General features: G+C 58.4%; 15 protein-coding genes. 13 read left to right on the forward strand and 2 right to left on the reverse strand.

Annotated features, from left to right (window positions below):
- Window positions 1–408: 408 nt before the first annotated feature.
- The 9 genes from HIM68_RS17335 to HIM68_RS17375 all read left to right on the forward strand — a co-directional run bounded on the left by HIM68_RS17335 (window position 409) and on the right by HIM68_RS17375 (window position 9,194).
- Entirely contained in the window at window positions 409–1,188 is a 780-nt protein-coding gene (locus HIM68_RS17335; RefSeq protein ID WP_172174606.1) for a CoA transferase subunit A, read from the forward strand.
- A 32-nt stretch (window positions 1,189–1,220) separates the two neighbouring features.
- The gene (locus HIM68_RS17340) at window positions 1,221–1,925 is read left to right on the forward strand and encodes a CoA transferase subunit B (RefSeq protein ID WP_172174609.1); all 705 of its coding nucleotides are present in this window, start codon (window positions 1,221–1,223) and stop codon (window positions 1,923–1,925) included.
- Window positions 1,926–2,113: 188 nt separating this feature from the next.
- Window positions 2,114–3,073, forward strand: coding sequence for a thiolase family protein (locus HIM68_RS17345; RefSeq protein WP_216657237.1), 960 nt, complete (start codon window positions 2,114–2,116; stop codon window positions 3,071–3,073).
- Window positions 3,073–3,507 (forward strand): Zn-ribbon domain-containing OB-fold protein, encoded by a 435-nt coding sequence (locus HIM68_RS19380; protein WP_172174615.1) that lies wholly within the window; start codon window positions 3,073–3,075, stop codon window positions 3,505–3,507. The genes HIM68_RS17345 and HIM68_RS19380 overlap by 1 nt, the downstream gene beginning before the upstream one ends.
- 51 nt (window positions 3,508–3,558) lie before the next feature.
- A complete protein-coding gene (locus tag HIM68_RS17355; RefSeq protein WP_172174618.1) occupies window positions 3,559–4,968 on the forward strand; it encodes an MFS transporter in 1,410 nt (469 codons plus the stop codon).
- Window positions 4,965–6,230 (forward strand): MFS transporter, encoded by a 1,266-nt coding sequence (locus HIM68_RS17360; protein WP_216657239.1) that lies wholly within the window; start codon window positions 4,965–4,967, stop codon window positions 6,228–6,230. The genes HIM68_RS17355 and HIM68_RS17360 overlap by 4 nt, the downstream gene beginning before the upstream one ends.
- A 14-nt stretch (window positions 6,231–6,244) precedes the next feature.
- The gene (locus HIM68_RS17365; RefSeq protein WP_172174621.1) at window positions 6,245–6,655 is read left to right on the forward strand and encodes a MaoC family dehydratase; all 411 of its coding nucleotides are present in this window, start codon (window positions 6,245–6,247) and stop codon (window positions 6,653–6,655) included.
- A gap of 122 nt (window positions 6,656–6,777) precedes the next feature.
- Window positions 6,778–7,911 (forward strand): acetyl-CoA C-acyltransferase, encoded by a 1,134-nt coding sequence (locus HIM68_RS17370; protein ID WP_367647578.1) that lies wholly within the window; start codon window positions 6,778–6,780, stop codon window positions 7,909–7,911.
- A 29-nt stretch (window positions 7,912–7,940) separates the two neighbouring features.
- Window positions 7,941–9,194, forward strand: coding sequence for a CdaR family transcriptional regulator (locus HIM68_RS17375; protein ID WP_172174627.1), 1,254 nt, complete (start codon window positions 7,941–7,943; stop codon window positions 9,192–9,194).
- A 152-nt stretch (window positions 9,195–9,346) separates the two neighbouring features.
- Here HIM68_RS17375 and HIM68_RS17380 read toward each other — a convergent pair whose 3' ends face one another.
- Window positions 9,347–10,123 (reverse strand): IclR family transcriptional regulator, encoded by a 777-nt coding sequence (locus HIM68_RS17380; protein ID WP_172174630.1) that lies wholly within the window; start codon window positions 10,121–10,123, stop codon window positions 9,347–9,349.
- A gap of 76 nt (window positions 10,124–10,199) precedes the next feature.
- Here HIM68_RS17380 and HIM68_RS17385 point away from each other — a divergent pair, with 76 nt between their 5' ends.
- Genes HIM68_RS17385 through HIM68_RS17400 form a run of 4 tightly spaced genes read left to right on the forward strand, consistent with a single transcriptional unit; the run spans window position 10,200 to window position 14,286 of the window.
- Entirely contained in the window at window positions 10,200–11,180 is a 981-nt protein-coding gene (locus HIM68_RS17385) for a 2-dehydro-3-deoxygalactonokinase (protein ID WP_172174633.1), read from the forward strand.
- Window positions 11,173–11,787 carry a 2-dehydro-3-deoxy-6-phosphogalactonate aldolase gene (locus tag HIM68_RS17390; protein WP_172174636.1) on the forward strand — a complete coding sequence of 205 codons (615 nt, stop codon included), beginning with the start codon at window positions 11,173–11,175 and terminating at the stop codon, window positions 11,785–11,787. Before HIM68_RS17385 ends, HIM68_RS17390 begins: the two co-directional genes overlap by 8 nt.
- Window positions 11,788–11,822: 35 nt before the next feature.
- On the forward strand, window positions 11,823–12,971 hold the full coding sequence (dgoD, locus tag HIM68_RS17395; RefSeq protein ID WP_172174639.1) for a galactonate dehydratase: 1,149 nt from the start codon (window positions 11,823–11,825) through the stop codon (window positions 12,969–12,971).
- 10 nt (window positions 12,972–12,981) lie between these two features.
- Window positions 12,982–14,286: an MFS transporter gene (locus HIM68_RS17400; RefSeq protein ID WP_172174642.1), complete on the forward strand. Its 1,305-nt coding sequence runs from the start codon at window positions 12,982–12,984 to the stop codon at window positions 14,284–14,286.
- 335 nt (window positions 14,287–14,621) lie between these two features.
- On the opposite strand, the gene HIM68_RS17405 is transcribed toward HIM68_RS17400, so the two are convergent.
- A complete protein-coding gene (locus HIM68_RS17405; RefSeq protein WP_172174645.1) occupies window positions 14,622–15,800 on the reverse strand; it encodes a toll/interleukin-1 receptor domain-containing protein in 1,179 nt (392 codons plus the stop codon).
- Window positions 15,801–15,934: the final 134 nt, after the last annotated feature.

Below are 15,934 nucleotides of genomic sequence, written 5' to 3' on the forward strand. Positions count from 1 at the left end.
AGCCGGCAAGCGAGCCGAATTCGTATCTCGCGGGCCGGGCCCTTCTGCGGCATCGTCCTCTGCCGACGCTCGGAATTAGACGAGCTCGTTGAATTTGCCTTGTGTCGATTTCAGTCGCGCATTGTGTGATGAAGCCAGACAGGCCAGGGTTTGACCTGCTCGGTCGTGAAGGCTGTACGCCCGAACCGAGTGAAGGTTGCGGGAAATTCTGCGGACGTGGAAACGACCGTGAATGTCGGCGACAAAATGGTTAGCTCAAGACAAATATAGCCCTCTGAAGTGCAGTTTTGCGTATTCTTCAATCTCTTGAGTCGAAGTCTGCGTTTCCAAGCAGTGACCGAAAACGCTAGTGACTCGTAGCGTCTTCCTCAGTCGGATCAATGACGATGTCGAAGGAGACCACACGTTATGGACAAAGTGCACTCATCTGCTGCAGATACCGTCGCGGACATTCCCGCCGGTGCATCAGTCGCAGTCGGAGGGTTCGGATTAGTCGGAGTGCCCATTACTTTGATACGCGCCCTTCGGGACCTTGGGGTTGGTGACCTCGAGATCATTTCGAACAATTGCGGAGTCGACGATTGGGGTCTGGGAGAGCTATTAAAAACCGGTCAGATCACCCGGATGATTGCTTCGTATGTCGGAGAGAACCAGGAGTTCGCCCGGCGGTATCTTAGCGGTGAGCTCGAACTGGAATTCGCCCCGCAAGGCACTCTCGCAGAACGTATGCGGTGCGGCGGTGCGGGGATCCCCGGCTTCTACACGGCATCCGGGGTCGGCACCGTCGTAGCGGACGGTGGCCTGCCTTGGCGCTACGACTCCTCAGGCAAAGTGATTGTTGAGTCGCCAGCGAAGGAAACTCGCAAGTTCGATCATTTCGGTCAGGGATTGACTTACGTACTCGAACAGGCGATTGTTCCGGACTTTGCACTGGTGCGTGCAGCCAAAGGTGACCGGCACGGAAATCTCGTCTTCGAAAAGGCGGAGAGGGCGTTCAGCCCGGTTGTCGCCACCTGTGGTCGCATCACGATAGCGGAGGTTGAAGAGCTTGTAGAGCCTGGAGAGATTGACCCCGATGATGTCGACATACCCGGAATCTACGTACATCGGGTTATCGCTCAGACCGCAGAAGTGCGCGACGAACTCCCGATCGAGAAGCTGAGAACCCGCCCTCGTGCGGCCGTTTGACCCTGTAACCACCACATTAAGGAGCTTGAAACATGGTCTGGACTCGTAATGATATGGCTGCACGTGCGGCGAAGGAACTACCCTCTGGCGGATATGTCAACCTCGGTATCGGTCTGCCAACCCTCATACCGAATTACCTTCCTGATGGTCTCGAGATCGTCATGCATTCCGAAAACGGGATCGTCGGTGTCGGGCCATACCCGTATGAGGATGAAGCGGATCCCAAGCTCATCAACGCTGGTAAGGAAACCGTGACCGTGCTGCCAGGAGCGGCATATTTCGACTCTGCAATGAGTTTCGGCATGGTCCGTGGCGGCAAACTGGATGTCACTGTCCTCGGTGGTATGCAGGTCTCGGCCACAGGAGATCTGGCCAATTGGACTGTCCCCGGAAAGATGATCAAGGGTCCCGGGGGAGCGATGGATCTCGTCCACGGCGCCAAGCGCGTCATCGTCCTCATGGAGCATCTAACCAAGAACGGTGACCACCGGATCCTGGAAGAGTGCACATTGCCGCTGACGGGATGCGGAGTTGTCTCCATGGTGATCACGAATTTCGGAGTTATGGATGTTACCGATGACGGGCTTGTCCTCCGTGAGGTGGCCGACGGTCTCAGCGTAGACGAAGTCATCAAAGTTACAGGAGCATCACTGACTATTGCACCGGAACTACGTAATACGGCCAATGTTCCAGGTGCCCATTTGCTGGCAGAAAACCGAGAAAGCGAATTCGCATGAAGGGCGCAGCGATCGTTGGAGCCCACGAACTTCCGCCTCGGCGCACAACTCCAGGGGTGACAAGTCTGGAGATGATCGCGAGGGCCGGCCGCGCTGCCGTTCTCGACGCAGGGCTGACCCCTCATAGTATCGACGGTTTGATGATCGGTCCCCAGGTCGGAGAGACTCCCCAACATGCTCCCGCAGCAGTGGCTGAATACCTCGGGCTTCAACCGCGCTTCGCCGACATCGTGGATCTCGGTGGAGCATGCGGGCCAGGGATGGTCTGGCGTGCGGCCGCGGCGATTTCAGCGGGCATGGCAGACACGGTCCTTTGCGTTCTTGGTAATGCACGGGATCCCGAGCGCTTGCCGCGCTCGCCGAATCGTAACCCGATTCGCGAGTTCGACGTTCCTTTTGGTGCCAGCGGTGCGAACCAGGCGTACGCGATGGTCGCCCAAGCGCATATGGCCGAGTTCGGTACCACGGCAGAACAACTCGCACAGGTGCCGGTCAAACAACGGTCTAACGCGATGCTCAACCCGAACGCGGTTTTTCACGGTAAGGAGATCACGATCGACGATGTGCTTGCTTCGCCGATGGTGATGTCACCTCTACACCTCCTCGAGGTGGTCATGCCCTGTGGCGGCGGAGCCGCCGTCGTTGTCACATCATCTGAACGCGCACTCGACATGCCCCACGATCCCGTACAGCTTCTTGGCGCCGGTGAAATGATCACGCATCGTGCTCTGTCTCAAGCGCCGAGGTTGACTACCTCACCGCTGGCATCCGCGATTGGCCATGCGTATCGGATGGCTTCGATCACTGCGTCCGATCTTGACTTCTTATCAATCTATGACTGCTATTCGATCGTCGTTGCCGAGACGATTGAGGACGCAGGTATCTGTGGGAAAGGTGAGGCCGGGCCGTGGTTGGAAGAAGCGGACTTCTCTATCGCTTCCACGCTGCCGATAAATCCGCATGGCGGACAGCTATCGACGGGGCAAGCCGATCTGGCCGGGGGCATGGGGCACGTGGTCGAGGCGGTCCTGCAATTGCGTGGAGATGCCGAACTCCGTCAGATAGCTGATCCGAAACTCGCCTTGGTGACCGGAAACGGAGCGACTCTCAGTGAGGAAGTTGCACTCGTTCTGGGAAGGGAGAAGTAATGACCACTGAGACCACTACCCCTGCGACCCGACGGCCAGGACTAGTGACCACGACATTGACTCAGCCGTTTTGGGATAGTGCCAATGACGGGCAGATGCTCATCCAACATTGCAGCGACTGTGGTCACCAGCAGCACTATCCGCGCAACCTATGTACCACCTGTTGGTCGGAGGACCTCAACTGGATATCAGCGTCTGGCAGGGGCGTCGTGTGGACTTTCACCGTTGTCGAAAAGCCCGGGCATCCAGCGTGGGCGGCAGAGGTTCCCTATGTCATCGCGCTCGTCGAATTGGAGGAAGGACCACGGTTGATGGCCAGGATCCTCGATTGCGCTCCTGCGGACGTAAGGGTCGGGCTGCCAGTCACTCTTCGTCCCACTTGGGACGAACAGCTCAAACAAATGCTTCTCAATTTCGCACCCGCTTCCAACTAGGAGCTCATCCAACCGGGACCAATAGTGCCCGGCTGACAAGGAGGTCAGGATATGACAACTGCGAAAACAACAACCCCATCCGCCCGGACACCAGAGATGGCCCGACGCGCCAAATGGGGCAGTTTCATCGGCACCGCGATCGAGTGGTACGACTTCTATCTATATGGGACCGCCGCGGCACTCGTCTTCAATCAGGTGTTCTTCACAGACTTCGACGGCCCCACAGGGACACTGCTTTCGCTAATGACATTCTCCGCAGGTTTCATTGCCCGCCCGTTAGGAGGAATTGTCATGGGGCACTTCGGCGACCGGATCGGGCGAAAGTCGATGCTCGTACTCTCGTTGATGATGATGGGCTGCGCAACCACTCTGATTGGTGTATTGCCGACGTTCGAGACGATCGGGATATGGGCACCCATCTTGCTTGTCACTTTGCGCGTTATTCAGGGCTTCGGAGTTGGAGGCGAGTGGGGCGGCGCTGTTCTCGTCGCTGTGGAACACGCGCCAGAAACGAGGAAAGGCCTTGCCGGTTCGTGGCCCCAAGTGGGCGTGCCGGTCGGTCTGTTCATGGCCAACGCCGTCTTCATGATCACCAATTTCGTTTTGGGCCACGAAGCTTTCGTCGCTTGGGGTTGGCGCATCGGCTTCCTCGGTTCGGCACTATTGATCGCAACTGGTCTGATCATCCGCTTGAAGATGGAGGAGACACCGGACTTCGCACATGCCAAAGAAAATGACGACATTGCGAGGTTCCCTGTCGCGGATATGCTCCGCACCCAGTGGCAACGTCTGCTCGTCGCCACGGGTGTGAAAATCTCGCAGAACGCGATCTTCTATATCCTCACAGTGTTCACTCTCACCTACGTGGGCGAATCCTTGGGTATGTCCGATGAAGTGGCCCTCGGCGGGGTCATGGTGGCATGTGTCGTCAGCGTGTTCACCCTGATGCTCTTCGGCTGGCTCTCCGACCAATTCGGACGTCGGCGGACCTACCTGTTCGGAGCCATTGCCTCGGGTCTGTTTGCCTTCCCGATGTTCTCTCTGCTCGATACACGCAACGTCATCCTCATTGCCTTGGCAATTGTCATCGGTTTCGTCTTCCACGACGCGATGTATGGCCCGCAGGCAGCTTTCATGTCAGAGATGTTTGATACCAAGGTTCGTTACACCGGGACCTCGTTGGGGTACCAGCTTGCCTCCACCGTCGCCGGTGCCGTATCCCCGGTGTTGGCGGTCTACCTGCTTCAGGTCGCGGACGGGCGCCCCTGGCTGGTCGCGCTCTACATGATCGGTGTGAGCATCGTCAGCATCGTTGCCACGGTAGCAGCACCGGAGACCCACCGAGGAAACCGCCGAAAGGCAGTGGTGCTCGACACAAGCGACGGTGTGCCATCTGCCGATGCGACCGTTAGCACCCGAGCTGCCGGACGCGAAGCCCCTAAGGTGACCGAACTACAGTGAAGTCCAGTGTGAGGAAGTGGCGGCAGATTCTGCTCCTGGCCGGAGTCGAAGTCTTGGGCTTGACGGTCTGGTTTTCTGCCACAGCAGTGTCCACGTCTCTGCAGGACGAATGGGCGATCGGTCCGCTAGCAGCAGTCTGGCTCACCGCTTCGGTGCAGCTCGGGTTCGTGGCCGGAGGAATCACCTCGGCGCTGTTGACCATCGGAGATCGGTTCCGTCCGCAGGTGGTCATGGGGGTCTCTGCTTTCGGAGCCGGCGTGGCCACAATGTTGCTCGCGCTGTGTGCTGACGGCCTATGGACGGCCATCATGTTGCGCTTCTTCACAGGTGCCTGCCTCGCAGGTGTCTATCCGATCGGTATGAAAGTGATGGCGACGTGGACCACTCCCCGTCAACGGGGGATTGCCTTCGGCATACTTCTCGGAGCGCTCACCCTTGGTTCGGGAATGCCGCATCTCATTTCCGGACTCGCGCAGTCACTGCCTTGGCGGTCGATCATGCTCATCGCTGCCGGGGTCACGATCCTCGCCGGAATAATTGCACTGGCTTGGGTCCGACCAAACGATAAAGGCAGAGAACGGACTGCCCGTCCGAAAGCTCGATACGCGGTCGCGGGTTTCCGCTCACGAGCACCGCTGCTTGCGAACCTCGGCTATTTCGGACACATGTGGGAGCTCTATGCACTATGGACGTGGCTTCCAACCTATCTCCTCTTCAGCCGTCGTTCCGTTGATAGCGAGGCAGGTCCCGATGTGATTGGAACCTGGTCGTTCATCGCGATTGGTGTGGCCGGTCTGCTGGGTTGCCTGCTCGGCGGATGGCTAGCTGACCGGTTCGGGCGCAGCACGGCCGCGGTGTCTGCCCTTGTTGTCAGCGGCCTGTGTTGTTTGTGTTCGCCGTTCATGTTCTCGGTTGCCGGACCACTGATGCTCGTATTCCTCATCATCTGGGGTGCCTCGGTTATCGCAGACTCGGGAGTCTTCTCCACCGCGTTGAGTGAGAGCGTCGACGCGAGGTACGTAGGTACGGCGCTGACAGCTCAGACCACGGTTGGTTACCTCATCACCGTTCTCACCATCCAACTAGTACCACTGGCAGCGAACCTCACCAGCTGGCAGTTCGCATTCCTCATTCTTCTACCCGGTCCTGTGACCGGAGCGATAGCCATGTATCTGCGGCGCCGAGACCATTCTGGAGACCCATCTGCACATCAGCCCGGGACCGGTGCCACCGGTACCCATAGAACCACCATCACCAATTAAAAGGAGAAATACTGATGACCACCACCCCGACCGTCGGACAGACTGCAGAACTCACGCGAACCGTTGCATCTGAAGACATCGTGAAGTTCACCGATATCAGCGGAGATAGGAACCCCTTACATTACGACCAGGCGGCTGCTGTCTCCTCGAAGTTCGGCGAGATCGTTGTCCAGGGCGGAATCACCAGCGCCATCCTCAACGCTGTCGTCGCCGAGAAACTGCCCGGCCCTGGCACCGTATTCCTCAATGTCAACTGGGACTTCAAAGCTCCGGTCCGCCCCGGTGACGCAATTACAGGTCGCGTCGAAGTGCTCGAAGCACGCACTGATAAGCCAGTGACAAAGCTCAAAACGCAGGTTGTGCGCGATGACGGAACAATCGCTCTCGACGGCACGGCGGTCTGCTACACGATGGCGTTCGACTGACTGTCGTGGGAATCCACCTCGACGGACCAGACCAAGAACGTCCTCAACTGGCCGACAGAAGCTAGACCGGAAACAACCACAACTCAAGGAGATGCCCATTGTCCACAATAGAGCGAACCCCTGTGCTCGTCAGCGCCTCACGCACTCCGGTAGGGAGATTCAACGGAGCGTTGAAGACGGTCGACCCGCTCGACCTCGGTGGGGCCGCAGTCGCCGAGGTGATGCGAAACGCTGGTGACATCGTGCCTGATCATGTCATTCTCGCCAATGTCGTCCAAGCCGGAAACGGCCAGAATCCGGCGCGTTCGGCAGCTCTGCGAGGAGGTGTGTCGACAACTGTTCCCGCTATCACTCTCAACAACGTGTGCCTGGCGAGCATGTTCGCCACGGGTATGGCGGCTACGATGATCCGGGCAGGAGAGCTGGACTCCGCAGTGGTCGGCGGATTCGATTCGATGAGCCGTGCGCCGCATGCGCTTCAAATCCGCCAGGCTACTGCAGTCGGTGATGGTCCCGCCATTGATCTGCTCATGAAAGACGGGCTCTGGTGCGCAGTCTCCGATTCTGGCATGGGGCCGATCGCTGATCGAGCCAACGCTGATTTGGGGATCTCCCGTGCAGACCAGGATGAGTACTCGGTCGAAAGCCATCGGCGCGCGCACGCCGCTACCGAAGCTGGTCGCCTCGGTGAAGAGATCGTTGAGCTTTCGGGCCTTGGCGTCGACGAAGGTATACGGGCCGACTCCTCTTATGACCGTCTTGAAAAGCTTCGGCCCGCGTTCACTGCGGAGGGCACAGTCACCGCTGGCAACGCTTCGCAGATGTCTGACGCCGGGTCTGCAGGGTTGCTGATGACCGCGTCACTTGCCCGGTCGCATGGGTTCGAACCTATGGTTGAAATCTGCGGTAGTGCTACCGTCGCGGGTCCCGATGCTTCGCTTCATGTCAAGCCGGCAGCGGCTGCGTTCGAATTGCTGAAGAAGACCGGACTCGCCGTTGAAGACATCGGTCTATGGGAAATTAACGAGGCTTTCGCTGGGGTGGCGCTGGCGAGCGCTAATGAACTCGGAGTGGATCTCGATATCGTCAATGTCAATGGAGGGGCGATCTCTATCGGTCACCCGTTGGGCGCATCAGGCTTTCGCATCACTATGAGCCTGGCGTTTGAGATGCGACGCCGCGGGATTGACCTTGGAGTTGCTGCAATGTGCGGCGGCGGCGGGCAGGGACAGGCGATTCTGCTGCGGCTGGAATGAGTCCTCATTTTCAGTGAGACGATGTCCTTATGACCGAAGACGCTGAGATGTCGGGACAGATCGTGGCCGATCCGCTGATGGCTGCGGTAATTGCCTACCTTGGAAGACACGCTGAGGGGATCGGCCAGCGTTTGGTGGAGGCTTACACCGCAGAGATCGTCGATTACCGCTCTCTGCCAGAAGGCTTCATCGATCACGACGTCGCCGAGATGGCCCGGCGGAACCTTCTTACTTTGCTGAGTTGGCTTGAAGGCGAGGTCGATGAAGAGCGTAGTCTCGAGGAATTTCGCAACAGCGCGGTGCGAAGGTTCCGACAAGGTGTTTCGGTGCAGGCGTTGCTCCACGCCTACCGCGTCTGGGGCCAGGTTGTCTGGCGAGAGATCTCTGAATTGCCGGAATGCCAGGCGTCTCCAGCGACAGGGTTCGCTGTTGCAGGCGAAGTAATGCGCTACGTCAACAGTGTTTCACTGGCTGTAGCAAATTCGTATCTCGAAGAATCCGAGAACGTCATTCAAGACCGTCAGTTGGCAGAGAGGGATGTGATCGAGGAGCTGATTTCAGGCACTCCGCTGTCAGAACGAGTGAATAGCTACCTGTCGCGCTTGGGTATGGAGTTGGGCCGACAACACAACGTTATTCTCCTACGGAGGCGCCATCGTGCAGACGTGGAACCCCACTCGACTCGGGACAGTTTGACTGCGGTTAGGCGTCTGCTGTCAGCCGCTTCGACCCAGCGGCACCTTGTCGGATTGCGGGAGGAGGAGATAGTCGTCATCATCGATCTTGGTGAGGCGTACGGGACACAGATTCGAGAGGTCGCCAATAGCCTGGCGGCGGAACTCTATGGATACGTCGTTGGTGTTAGCCGGGTCCATGATGGTGTAGCAGGCATAGCTGCGGCATATCGAGAGGCGGCCGACGCTGCGCGGATGTCGGAGGTAAGTCGCAGCTGTCAGGCCTACTTTTACACCGATGTTCTGTTGCAGACTGTTATCGAGAAATCTGGACTAGGCGATGCGGTCCTTGGCGAGACTATCGATCCGCTTGCCGAATACGACGGCAAACACGGATCCAACTTGGTCGAGACTCTGCAACTCTACATAGCCCATCGTTTCAACCTCACACGTACTGCCGAGGACCTCAATGTCAGGCCGAACACCGTACGTTACAGATTGGAGCGCATTCACAACGTTTCGCATAGAGACCCTGACCGGCCCGACGACCTCATTCTCCTAGCCTTGGGGGCGAAGATTGCAAACCGAGGTGTTGCCGCAGATCGTTAGGCCTATCAACACGACGAACACCAACATGGCTACGGAATCGAGGCAGTGAAGCAAATACGGTTCTGGCGTTCAGTTGCACCCTGAATCAAGTTGCGTCGCAGGACTGCGCATCGGTTGAGGCGAGAGGACATTCTTAGGTTTGGGGCGTCTTTCTACCCCTGCCGATACCCCAACTTCACAGAGATCTCCCTCGCCGCAGACTTCATCACCGGAACCAGCGCCTGCATCCGGTCCTTCGGCATGAACGGACGCGTCGCCGACAGCGATATGCCGGCGACGATCTCCCCGCTTCCGTCCCGAATTGGTGCAGCTACGCACCGGATGCCTGGTTCATTCTCTTCCAGGTCGAACGAGGCCCCATCGCCCGTATAGCCGTTCATCCGTTTGACGAACGACTCCACAGCAGACGAATCTGCCTCAGGATTCTCCGCAATGAACAGCCGCTCCCACCGATCCTCCTGTCCCAGCAACAACGCCTTCCCGACGCCAGTCCGGGTCAAGGGCATCCGGTGGCCGATGCGCGACCGCATCTCCGCCCCACGCGTGCCCGGAATCTTGTGGAGGTAAAGCACCGACTGCCCATCTTCGACCGAGAGATGAATGGTGTCCTGCGTCCGTCCGGCCAGTGCCTCCAGATTCTCCCTGGCGACTACCGGCAGTGGGTCCTGGTTGAGAGCGGTAAACCCATATTCGATGAGAGTGGGTCCCAGCCGAAACTCCCCAGGCGACCCATGACGCAGATAGCCCATCTGCACCAACAGCTGAATCATGCGGTGCACACTCGACCTGCCGAGACCCGTCGTATCGACCACGGCCTTCAACGTCGTCGAACCATGCGCCACCGCGCTGATAATCTGCAGTCCTCTGGCCAGGGTTTGCGTGCCCTGGGGGATGGGTTCACTCGAACGTCTGTCAAGGTTCTCGGTCATTCCACCAGTATGTCATCAATCCCACATATAGGGACACGGATGGCACATGATGAACACAGTGACCATAGTGACTTCTATGGCAAAACTGGCACCACCCGAGGCCCCGCAGATGATCGGCCTCGACTGGGGGACAAGCTCACTGCGAGCGTTCCTCATGGGCAACGGCGGACAGATCCTCGCCGAACGCAACGGACCGGATGGAATCATGGCCGTCGGTCCCGACTCCACCGACCCGCTAGGCGACTTCTCCCGCATCGCGCAATCCACCATCGGTCACTGGCTCACAGAATTCGGCCAACTTCCGGTCCTGGCCAGCGGCATGATCGGCTCAACCCAAGGAATCGCCGAGGCGGGCTATCTCGATCTGCCGACCGACCTGAGAGAGTTGGGCCAGCATCTGACGACGGTCGAACTCGACAACGTCGACCTCCGCATCGTCCCCGGCCTGCAGAATGCCGCGAGCGAGACAGACGCCCCAGATGTCATCCGCGGTGAAGAGACCCAGCTGCTCGGACTGCTCACTCCCGAACTCACAGAACAGCGCACGGTGGTCCTGCCTGGTACCCACACCAAATGGGTGGCCTGTGAAGGAACCCGTGTCACTGACTTCTCCACCTCAATGAGTGGCGAAATCTTCGGCCTGCTGAGCACCTCGTCAATCCTCGCCCGACTGGCCGAACCCACCAAAGACTTCCACCTCGAAGCCTTCGACTGGGGAGTAAGCATCGGAGCCGATGACCCCGCCGCCCTCACCTCGTCGCTCTTCTCCGCCCGAACCTGGGCCCTCGACGGGCGCCTGCTCGCCGATGAGGTCAACGACTACCTGTCAGGAATGCTCATCGGCTCGGAGGTCGCCAGCCAGCTGACACCGAACACGGAATCCGCGGAGCTCATCATCATCTGCGGATCGACAAGCCTCACCCAACGCTACTCACGCGCACTCAACCGACTGGGCCGGGAAACTGTCGTCGCGGATCCACGCGCGGCCGCCACCGGACTCTTCCGCATTGCTGAACACTCCGGCCTCGTGCCGATTAAGGAGAACGCCCATGCCTGACTCAGTTCCCGCCGGCCTCATCGCCATCCTCCGCGGGGTCCGCTCCGACGAAGTCCTCGACATCGCCGAAGGCATCGTCGAAGCCGGGTTCTCCGCCATCGAGGTGCCACTCAACTCGCCCGACCCACTCGCCTCGATCACCGCACTGGTCGAGAAATTTGGAGACACAGTGGAGATCGGAGCCGGCACGGTGCTCACCGCCGACCAGGTCCACAAATGCCGACAGGCCGGTGCCCGCATCGTCGTCGCCCCCGACACCGACCGCGACGTCATCACGACCGCACTCGAGCTTGGGCTCACCCCATACCCAGGTGCAGCGACCCCGACCGAAGCGTTCGCCGCAGTCAAAGCCGGCGCCACCAACGTCAAGCTCTTCCCATCCTCGGCGGTGGGGATCAGCGGAATGAAAGCTTGGCGCGAAGTTCTTCCCAGCGGCACCGAACTATTCCCCGTCGGGGGAGTCGGTGCCGACAACGCGGCCGAATGGCGAAAGGCTGGCGTAGCCGGCCTCGGCCTCGGCTCCTCCCTCTATCGCCGAGGCGACCGCCCCGACGACGTCCGTACCCGGGCCCAGGCGATCGCCTCGGCGTGGGCTCAATCCTTCTGACATCAACGACGATCACCGAACGAAAGGCAAGAACAATGAAGATCACGTCGATGACGACGTTTACCGTGCCGCCGAGGTGGCTCTTCCTCAAGATCGAAACCGACGAGGGGATCGTCGGTTGGGGTGAGCCGATCATCGAGGGCAAGGCCGCGACCGTGGCCGCCGCAGTCGATGAGCTCTCCGATCTGCTCATCGGCGAGGACCCCGCGAACATCGAAGACCTGTGGACGATCATGTACCGCGGTGGCTTCTACCGTGGCGGGCCGATTCTCATGAGCGCGATCTCTGGCATCGATCAGGCGCTGTGGGATATCAAAGGCAAGGCGCTCGGCCAGCCGGTGCATCAGCTGCTCGGCGGAAAGGTCCGTGACCGGATCCGCACGTATTCATGGATCGGCGGTGATCGTCCCGGCGATACGGCGGCGGCTGCGCTGGAGACGAAGAACCGCGGCTTCACAGCGGTGAAGATGAACGCCACCGAGGAGCTGCAGTTCATCGATTCCTACACTAAGGTCGATCAGGTCCTCGAGAACGTGCAGGCGGTTCGCGAGGCCACGGGTGCTGACTTCGGCATCGGCATCGACTTCCACGGTCGCGTGCACAAGCCCATGGCCAAGGTGCTCATCAAGGAACTCGAGCCATATCGTCTGCTCTTCATCGAAGAACCGGTGCTCTCCGAACATTTCGGATCACTGCGCGACATCATGGCAAATACACCCACGCCAATCGCGTTGGGGGAGCGTCTGTTCTCCCGCTGGGACTTCCGTGAAGTGATTGCTTCCGGTGCCGTGGACATCATCCAGCCTGATGTCTCCCACGCCGGTGGCATCACCGAGACGCGAAAGATCGCGATGATGGCCGAAGCCTACGACGTGGCGCTCGCGCTGCATTGCCCGCTGGGCCCGATCGCGCTTGCTGCCTGCCTCCATGTCGACGCTGGCAGCTACAACGCCTTCATCCAGGAGCAGAGCCTGGGCATCCACTACAACACGAGCAATGATCTGCTCGATTATGTCACCGACGCATCGGTCTTCGACTACGACGACGGCATGATCACGATCCCGACCGGACCCGGACTGGGCATCGAAGTCAACGAGGAGTACGTCATCGAGCGCTCGTCTGAGGGCCACAGGTGGCGGAATCCGATCTGGCGTCATGCCGACGGCTCCTTCGCGGAATGGTGAGGAGAGACGAATGACAAAGCTCGACAACCTCACATTCACCAAGCCGACCCGAATCCGCTACATCATCGCAGTTCTGCTCTTCATCACCGTCGTCATCAACTACATGGACCGGGCGAACCTGTCCATAGCGATGCCGGCACTGTCTCAGGAATTCGATCTGACCACGGGACAACAGGGTCTGCTGCTCTCGGCATTCGGCTGGACCTACGCCGCGATGCAGCTGCCCGGTGGGTGGCTCGTTGACCGTGTGCGACCACGCGTGCTTTACGCCTCGTGCCTCGTGCTGTGGTCATTGGCCACATTGTTCATGGGAATGTCCGGCGGATTCATCGCGCTGATCATTCTGCGACTCATGGTCGGCGGCTTCGAAGCACCCGCGTATCCGATCAATAACAAGGTCGCGACCGCATGGTTCCCGGAGCGTGAACGCGGTCGAGTCATCGCCTTCTACACGTCCGGACAGTTCATCGGCCTGGCCCTGCTCACCCCAGTGCTGTCGTGGTTGCAGACGGTGCTCACCTGGCACTGGGTGTTCATCCTCACCGGTATCGTCGGCATCATCTGGGCCGCAATCTGGTGGTTCGTCTACCGAGAGCCGCGCGACAAGTCTGGGGTCAACCAGGCCGAGATCGATCTCATCGCTTCGGGTGGGGGACTCGTCGACGTCGAAAGTGGCGTGAAAAAGGAAGCGAAGCCGAAGCTCAAATGGTCAGACGTCAAGGTCGTGCTGACTCGCCGGAAGCTGTGGGGTATCTACCTCGGACAGTTCTGCCTCACCTCGACCCTGTGGTTCTTCCTCACGTGGTTCCCGACCTACCTCGTCGACTACCGAGGCATGGACTACATCGAGTCGGGCTTCATGGCATCGCTGCCGTTCATTGCGGCACTCGTCGGTGTGCTGCTCTCCGGTACGGTCTCGGACCTCATGGTCAAGCGAGGCTTGTCGCTGGGGATGGCCCGAAAACTGCCGATCATCATCGGACTGGCAATGACCGTGTTCATGCTCGGTGCGAACTACACGGACTCGTCCGCGTGGGTCATCGTGTTCATGTCGATCGCATTCTTCGGCAACGGCTTCGCTTCGATCACGTGGTCGCTGGTCTCAGCTCTTGCGCCTGAGCGATTGATCGGTCTGACCGGAGGTATGTTCAACTTCATCGGCAATTTGTCCTCGATCGCCACCCCGATCGTCATCGGTTTCCTGGTTACGGACATCGACTTCGGCCCGGCGTTTGTCTATATGGCCGCGGTCACCATTGTCGGCGTGCTGTCGTATGTGTTCCTCGTTGGGAAGGTGGAGCGGGTGGAGGAGTAAAAGGGGAGCTCTTGTTTACGTGGAGGGTCACAGCTCAAGGTGATCTTTGGGCCTGTCGCGGACGCCTAACGTGGCCAACTATCCTACTTTCTGAAGTGGCGATACGGGTGTCTCCTAACTAGCGATGTGAACCGTTGTATGCGCGCTCGGTTACAAGACATAGTATTGAGAATCGTCATATCCGCCGACGAGCAGAAACGTCAACAGGACCAGAAGAGCATCCTATTCTGCACGCGAGACGTCGCATGTTCCTAGGGACCCGAGACACTCCGCCTCGACCTCTGCGATAAAATGGCTAGCCGACTCAATGCCGGGGAGGCTCGTGGCGAATGCACCTACGGGCGAGAACTCAACGAAGCCACCAGGTCGGGCCACTCACCAATCAGCCGAACTGCATCCTGAACCGCGACGATGCCTTGCCGCGCAGGCTTAATTGCCCGTCGAACTGAAGCGCTAAGTGCTTCTGGTGTCTTCATCGAACCGAGCAACTCATCTAGTTGTCCCGCGACCTCTTGGGTTTCTGAGAGCGACGCAACGCCGGTAGCCAATGAAGCGTGAAGAGTGCTGATCATCTCGGGTGATTCCGAGTTCTCAGTTAGTCTGATTATTCTCCGTAACAAGGAATCACTGTTCTGTGTAGCGTAGAAGAGTCTTTGACCTTGTTTTTCAATTGTTTGAGCAGGCTCTTGCATAGCAGATGCGACTCGTATCAAGTATTTTGATATAGTATTTGCTGAACTATTATTATCTGATGGTGGTTCCGGCACATTGGAAAAGTTAGACAACGCCTCGCCGAGCGTGTTTGCGGACTCGGTGACAACAGCAAGTTCTGCTTCGAAATTTTGACTCAGCTCAATAATTCCGCCCTCTTCATCCTCAAGGTCATCGGAGTTTAGCGCATCGCCACTTGGTCGATATTCCGGAGCTCCCACCGCAGCGTCCCTCGCTGCACCAAGGGAGCCCGCCTCTAGCTGCTCGGCTCTAGCGAGCGCCGAATCGATTTCTGGGGCTACCTCTAGAATGCGACGTGCAATCTTAAGTACGTTCTCTTTGTACGGAGCCGAATCGATTCCTTGTATCCATGCCTGTTCGAACGATGCGGCCTGATGGGCCCTGATGTAATCAGAGATGTCATCTTCGCCTTCGGGGAGAAGGGTGTCCACTCCGAACCATACTATCGGAATGATTAGCTTATCCGCATTTCGCTGGGCTGCCGTTTCTCGAAATTTCAGAAATTCCTCTCGGCAGGCATCACTTTGGGGATAACTGCCAGTATAAATCGGAATAAAGAAGTAAGCCTGCTGCACCGCAGTAGTTATTGCATTGCCCCAGTCTTCACCGAGTCCGATATCATCTCTATCGATAAATATGTCTGCTGGTCTTCCTGAAAGTGCTTTAATCAGCTGTTTTAAATTTTCCTTTAAAGGGGCGACAATTGAGAAGCTTTTATCGTCGGCTCTAACGTAGCTGAAGAATATCTTTACGGGAGGTAAGTCAACTACTAGATGGGTCATAATTAAACATTATACTCTCTACCCGACGAGTTTTCGTCGGACGCATGATGTCACGGCTCTCCGGAGTTAACGATCGAGGGTGGCTGGCAGATGCCTTTTCCCGCCAGATGCGACACCCGGAATCTCAACTGGCA

It is taken from the genome of Brevibacterium sp. CT2-23B, from assembly GCF_013168765.1.
GTDB lineage: Bacteria > Actinomycetota > Actinomycetes > Actinomycetales > Brevibacteriaceae > Brevibacterium > Brevibacterium sediminis.

Coding starts and splice junctions, on each gene's coding strand:
- HIM68_RS17365 (WP_172174621.1), top strand. CDS start 6,245: ATGACCACCACCCCGACCGTCGGACAGACTGCAGAACTCACGCGAACC.
- HIM68_RS17335 (WP_172174606.1), top strand. CDS start 409: ATGGACAAAGTGCACTCATCTGCTGCAGATACCGTCGCGGACATTCCC.
- HIM68_RS17390 (WP_172174636.1), top strand. CDS start 11,173: ATGCCTGACTCAGTTCCCGCCGGCCTCATCGCCATCCTCCGCGGGGTC.
- dgoD (WP_172174639.1), top strand. CDS start 11,823: ATGAAGATCACGTCGATGACGACGTTTACCGTGCCGCCGAGGTGGCTC.
- HIM68_RS19380 (WP_172174615.1), top strand. CDS start 3,073: ATGACCACTGAGACCACTACCCCTGCGACCCGACGGCCAGGACTAGTG.
- HIM68_RS17380 (WP_172174630.1), bottom strand. CDS start 10,123: ATGACCGAGAACCTTGACAGACGTTCGAGTGAACCCATCCCCCAGGGC.
- HIM68_RS17385 (WP_172174633.1), top strand. CDS start 10,200: ATGGCAAAACTGGCACCACCCGAGGCCCCGCAGATGATCGGCCTCGAC.
- HIM68_RS17405 (WP_172174645.1), bottom strand. CDS start 15,800: ATGACCCATCTAGTAGTTGACTTACCTCCCGTAAAGATATTCTTCAGC.
- HIM68_RS17340 (WP_172174609.1), top strand. CDS start 1,221: ATGGTCTGGACTCGTAATGATATGGCTGCACGTGCGGCGAAGGAACTA.
- HIM68_RS17355 (WP_172174618.1), top strand. CDS start 3,559: ATGACAACTGCGAAAACAACAACCCCATCCGCCCGGACACCAGAGATG.
- HIM68_RS17375 (WP_172174627.1), top strand. CDS start 7,941: ATGACCGAAGACGCTGAGATGTCGGGACAGATCGTGGCCGATCCGCTG.
- HIM68_RS17400 (WP_172174642.1), top strand. CDS start 12,982: ATGACAAAGCTCGACAACCTCACATTCACCAAGCCGACCCGAATCCGC.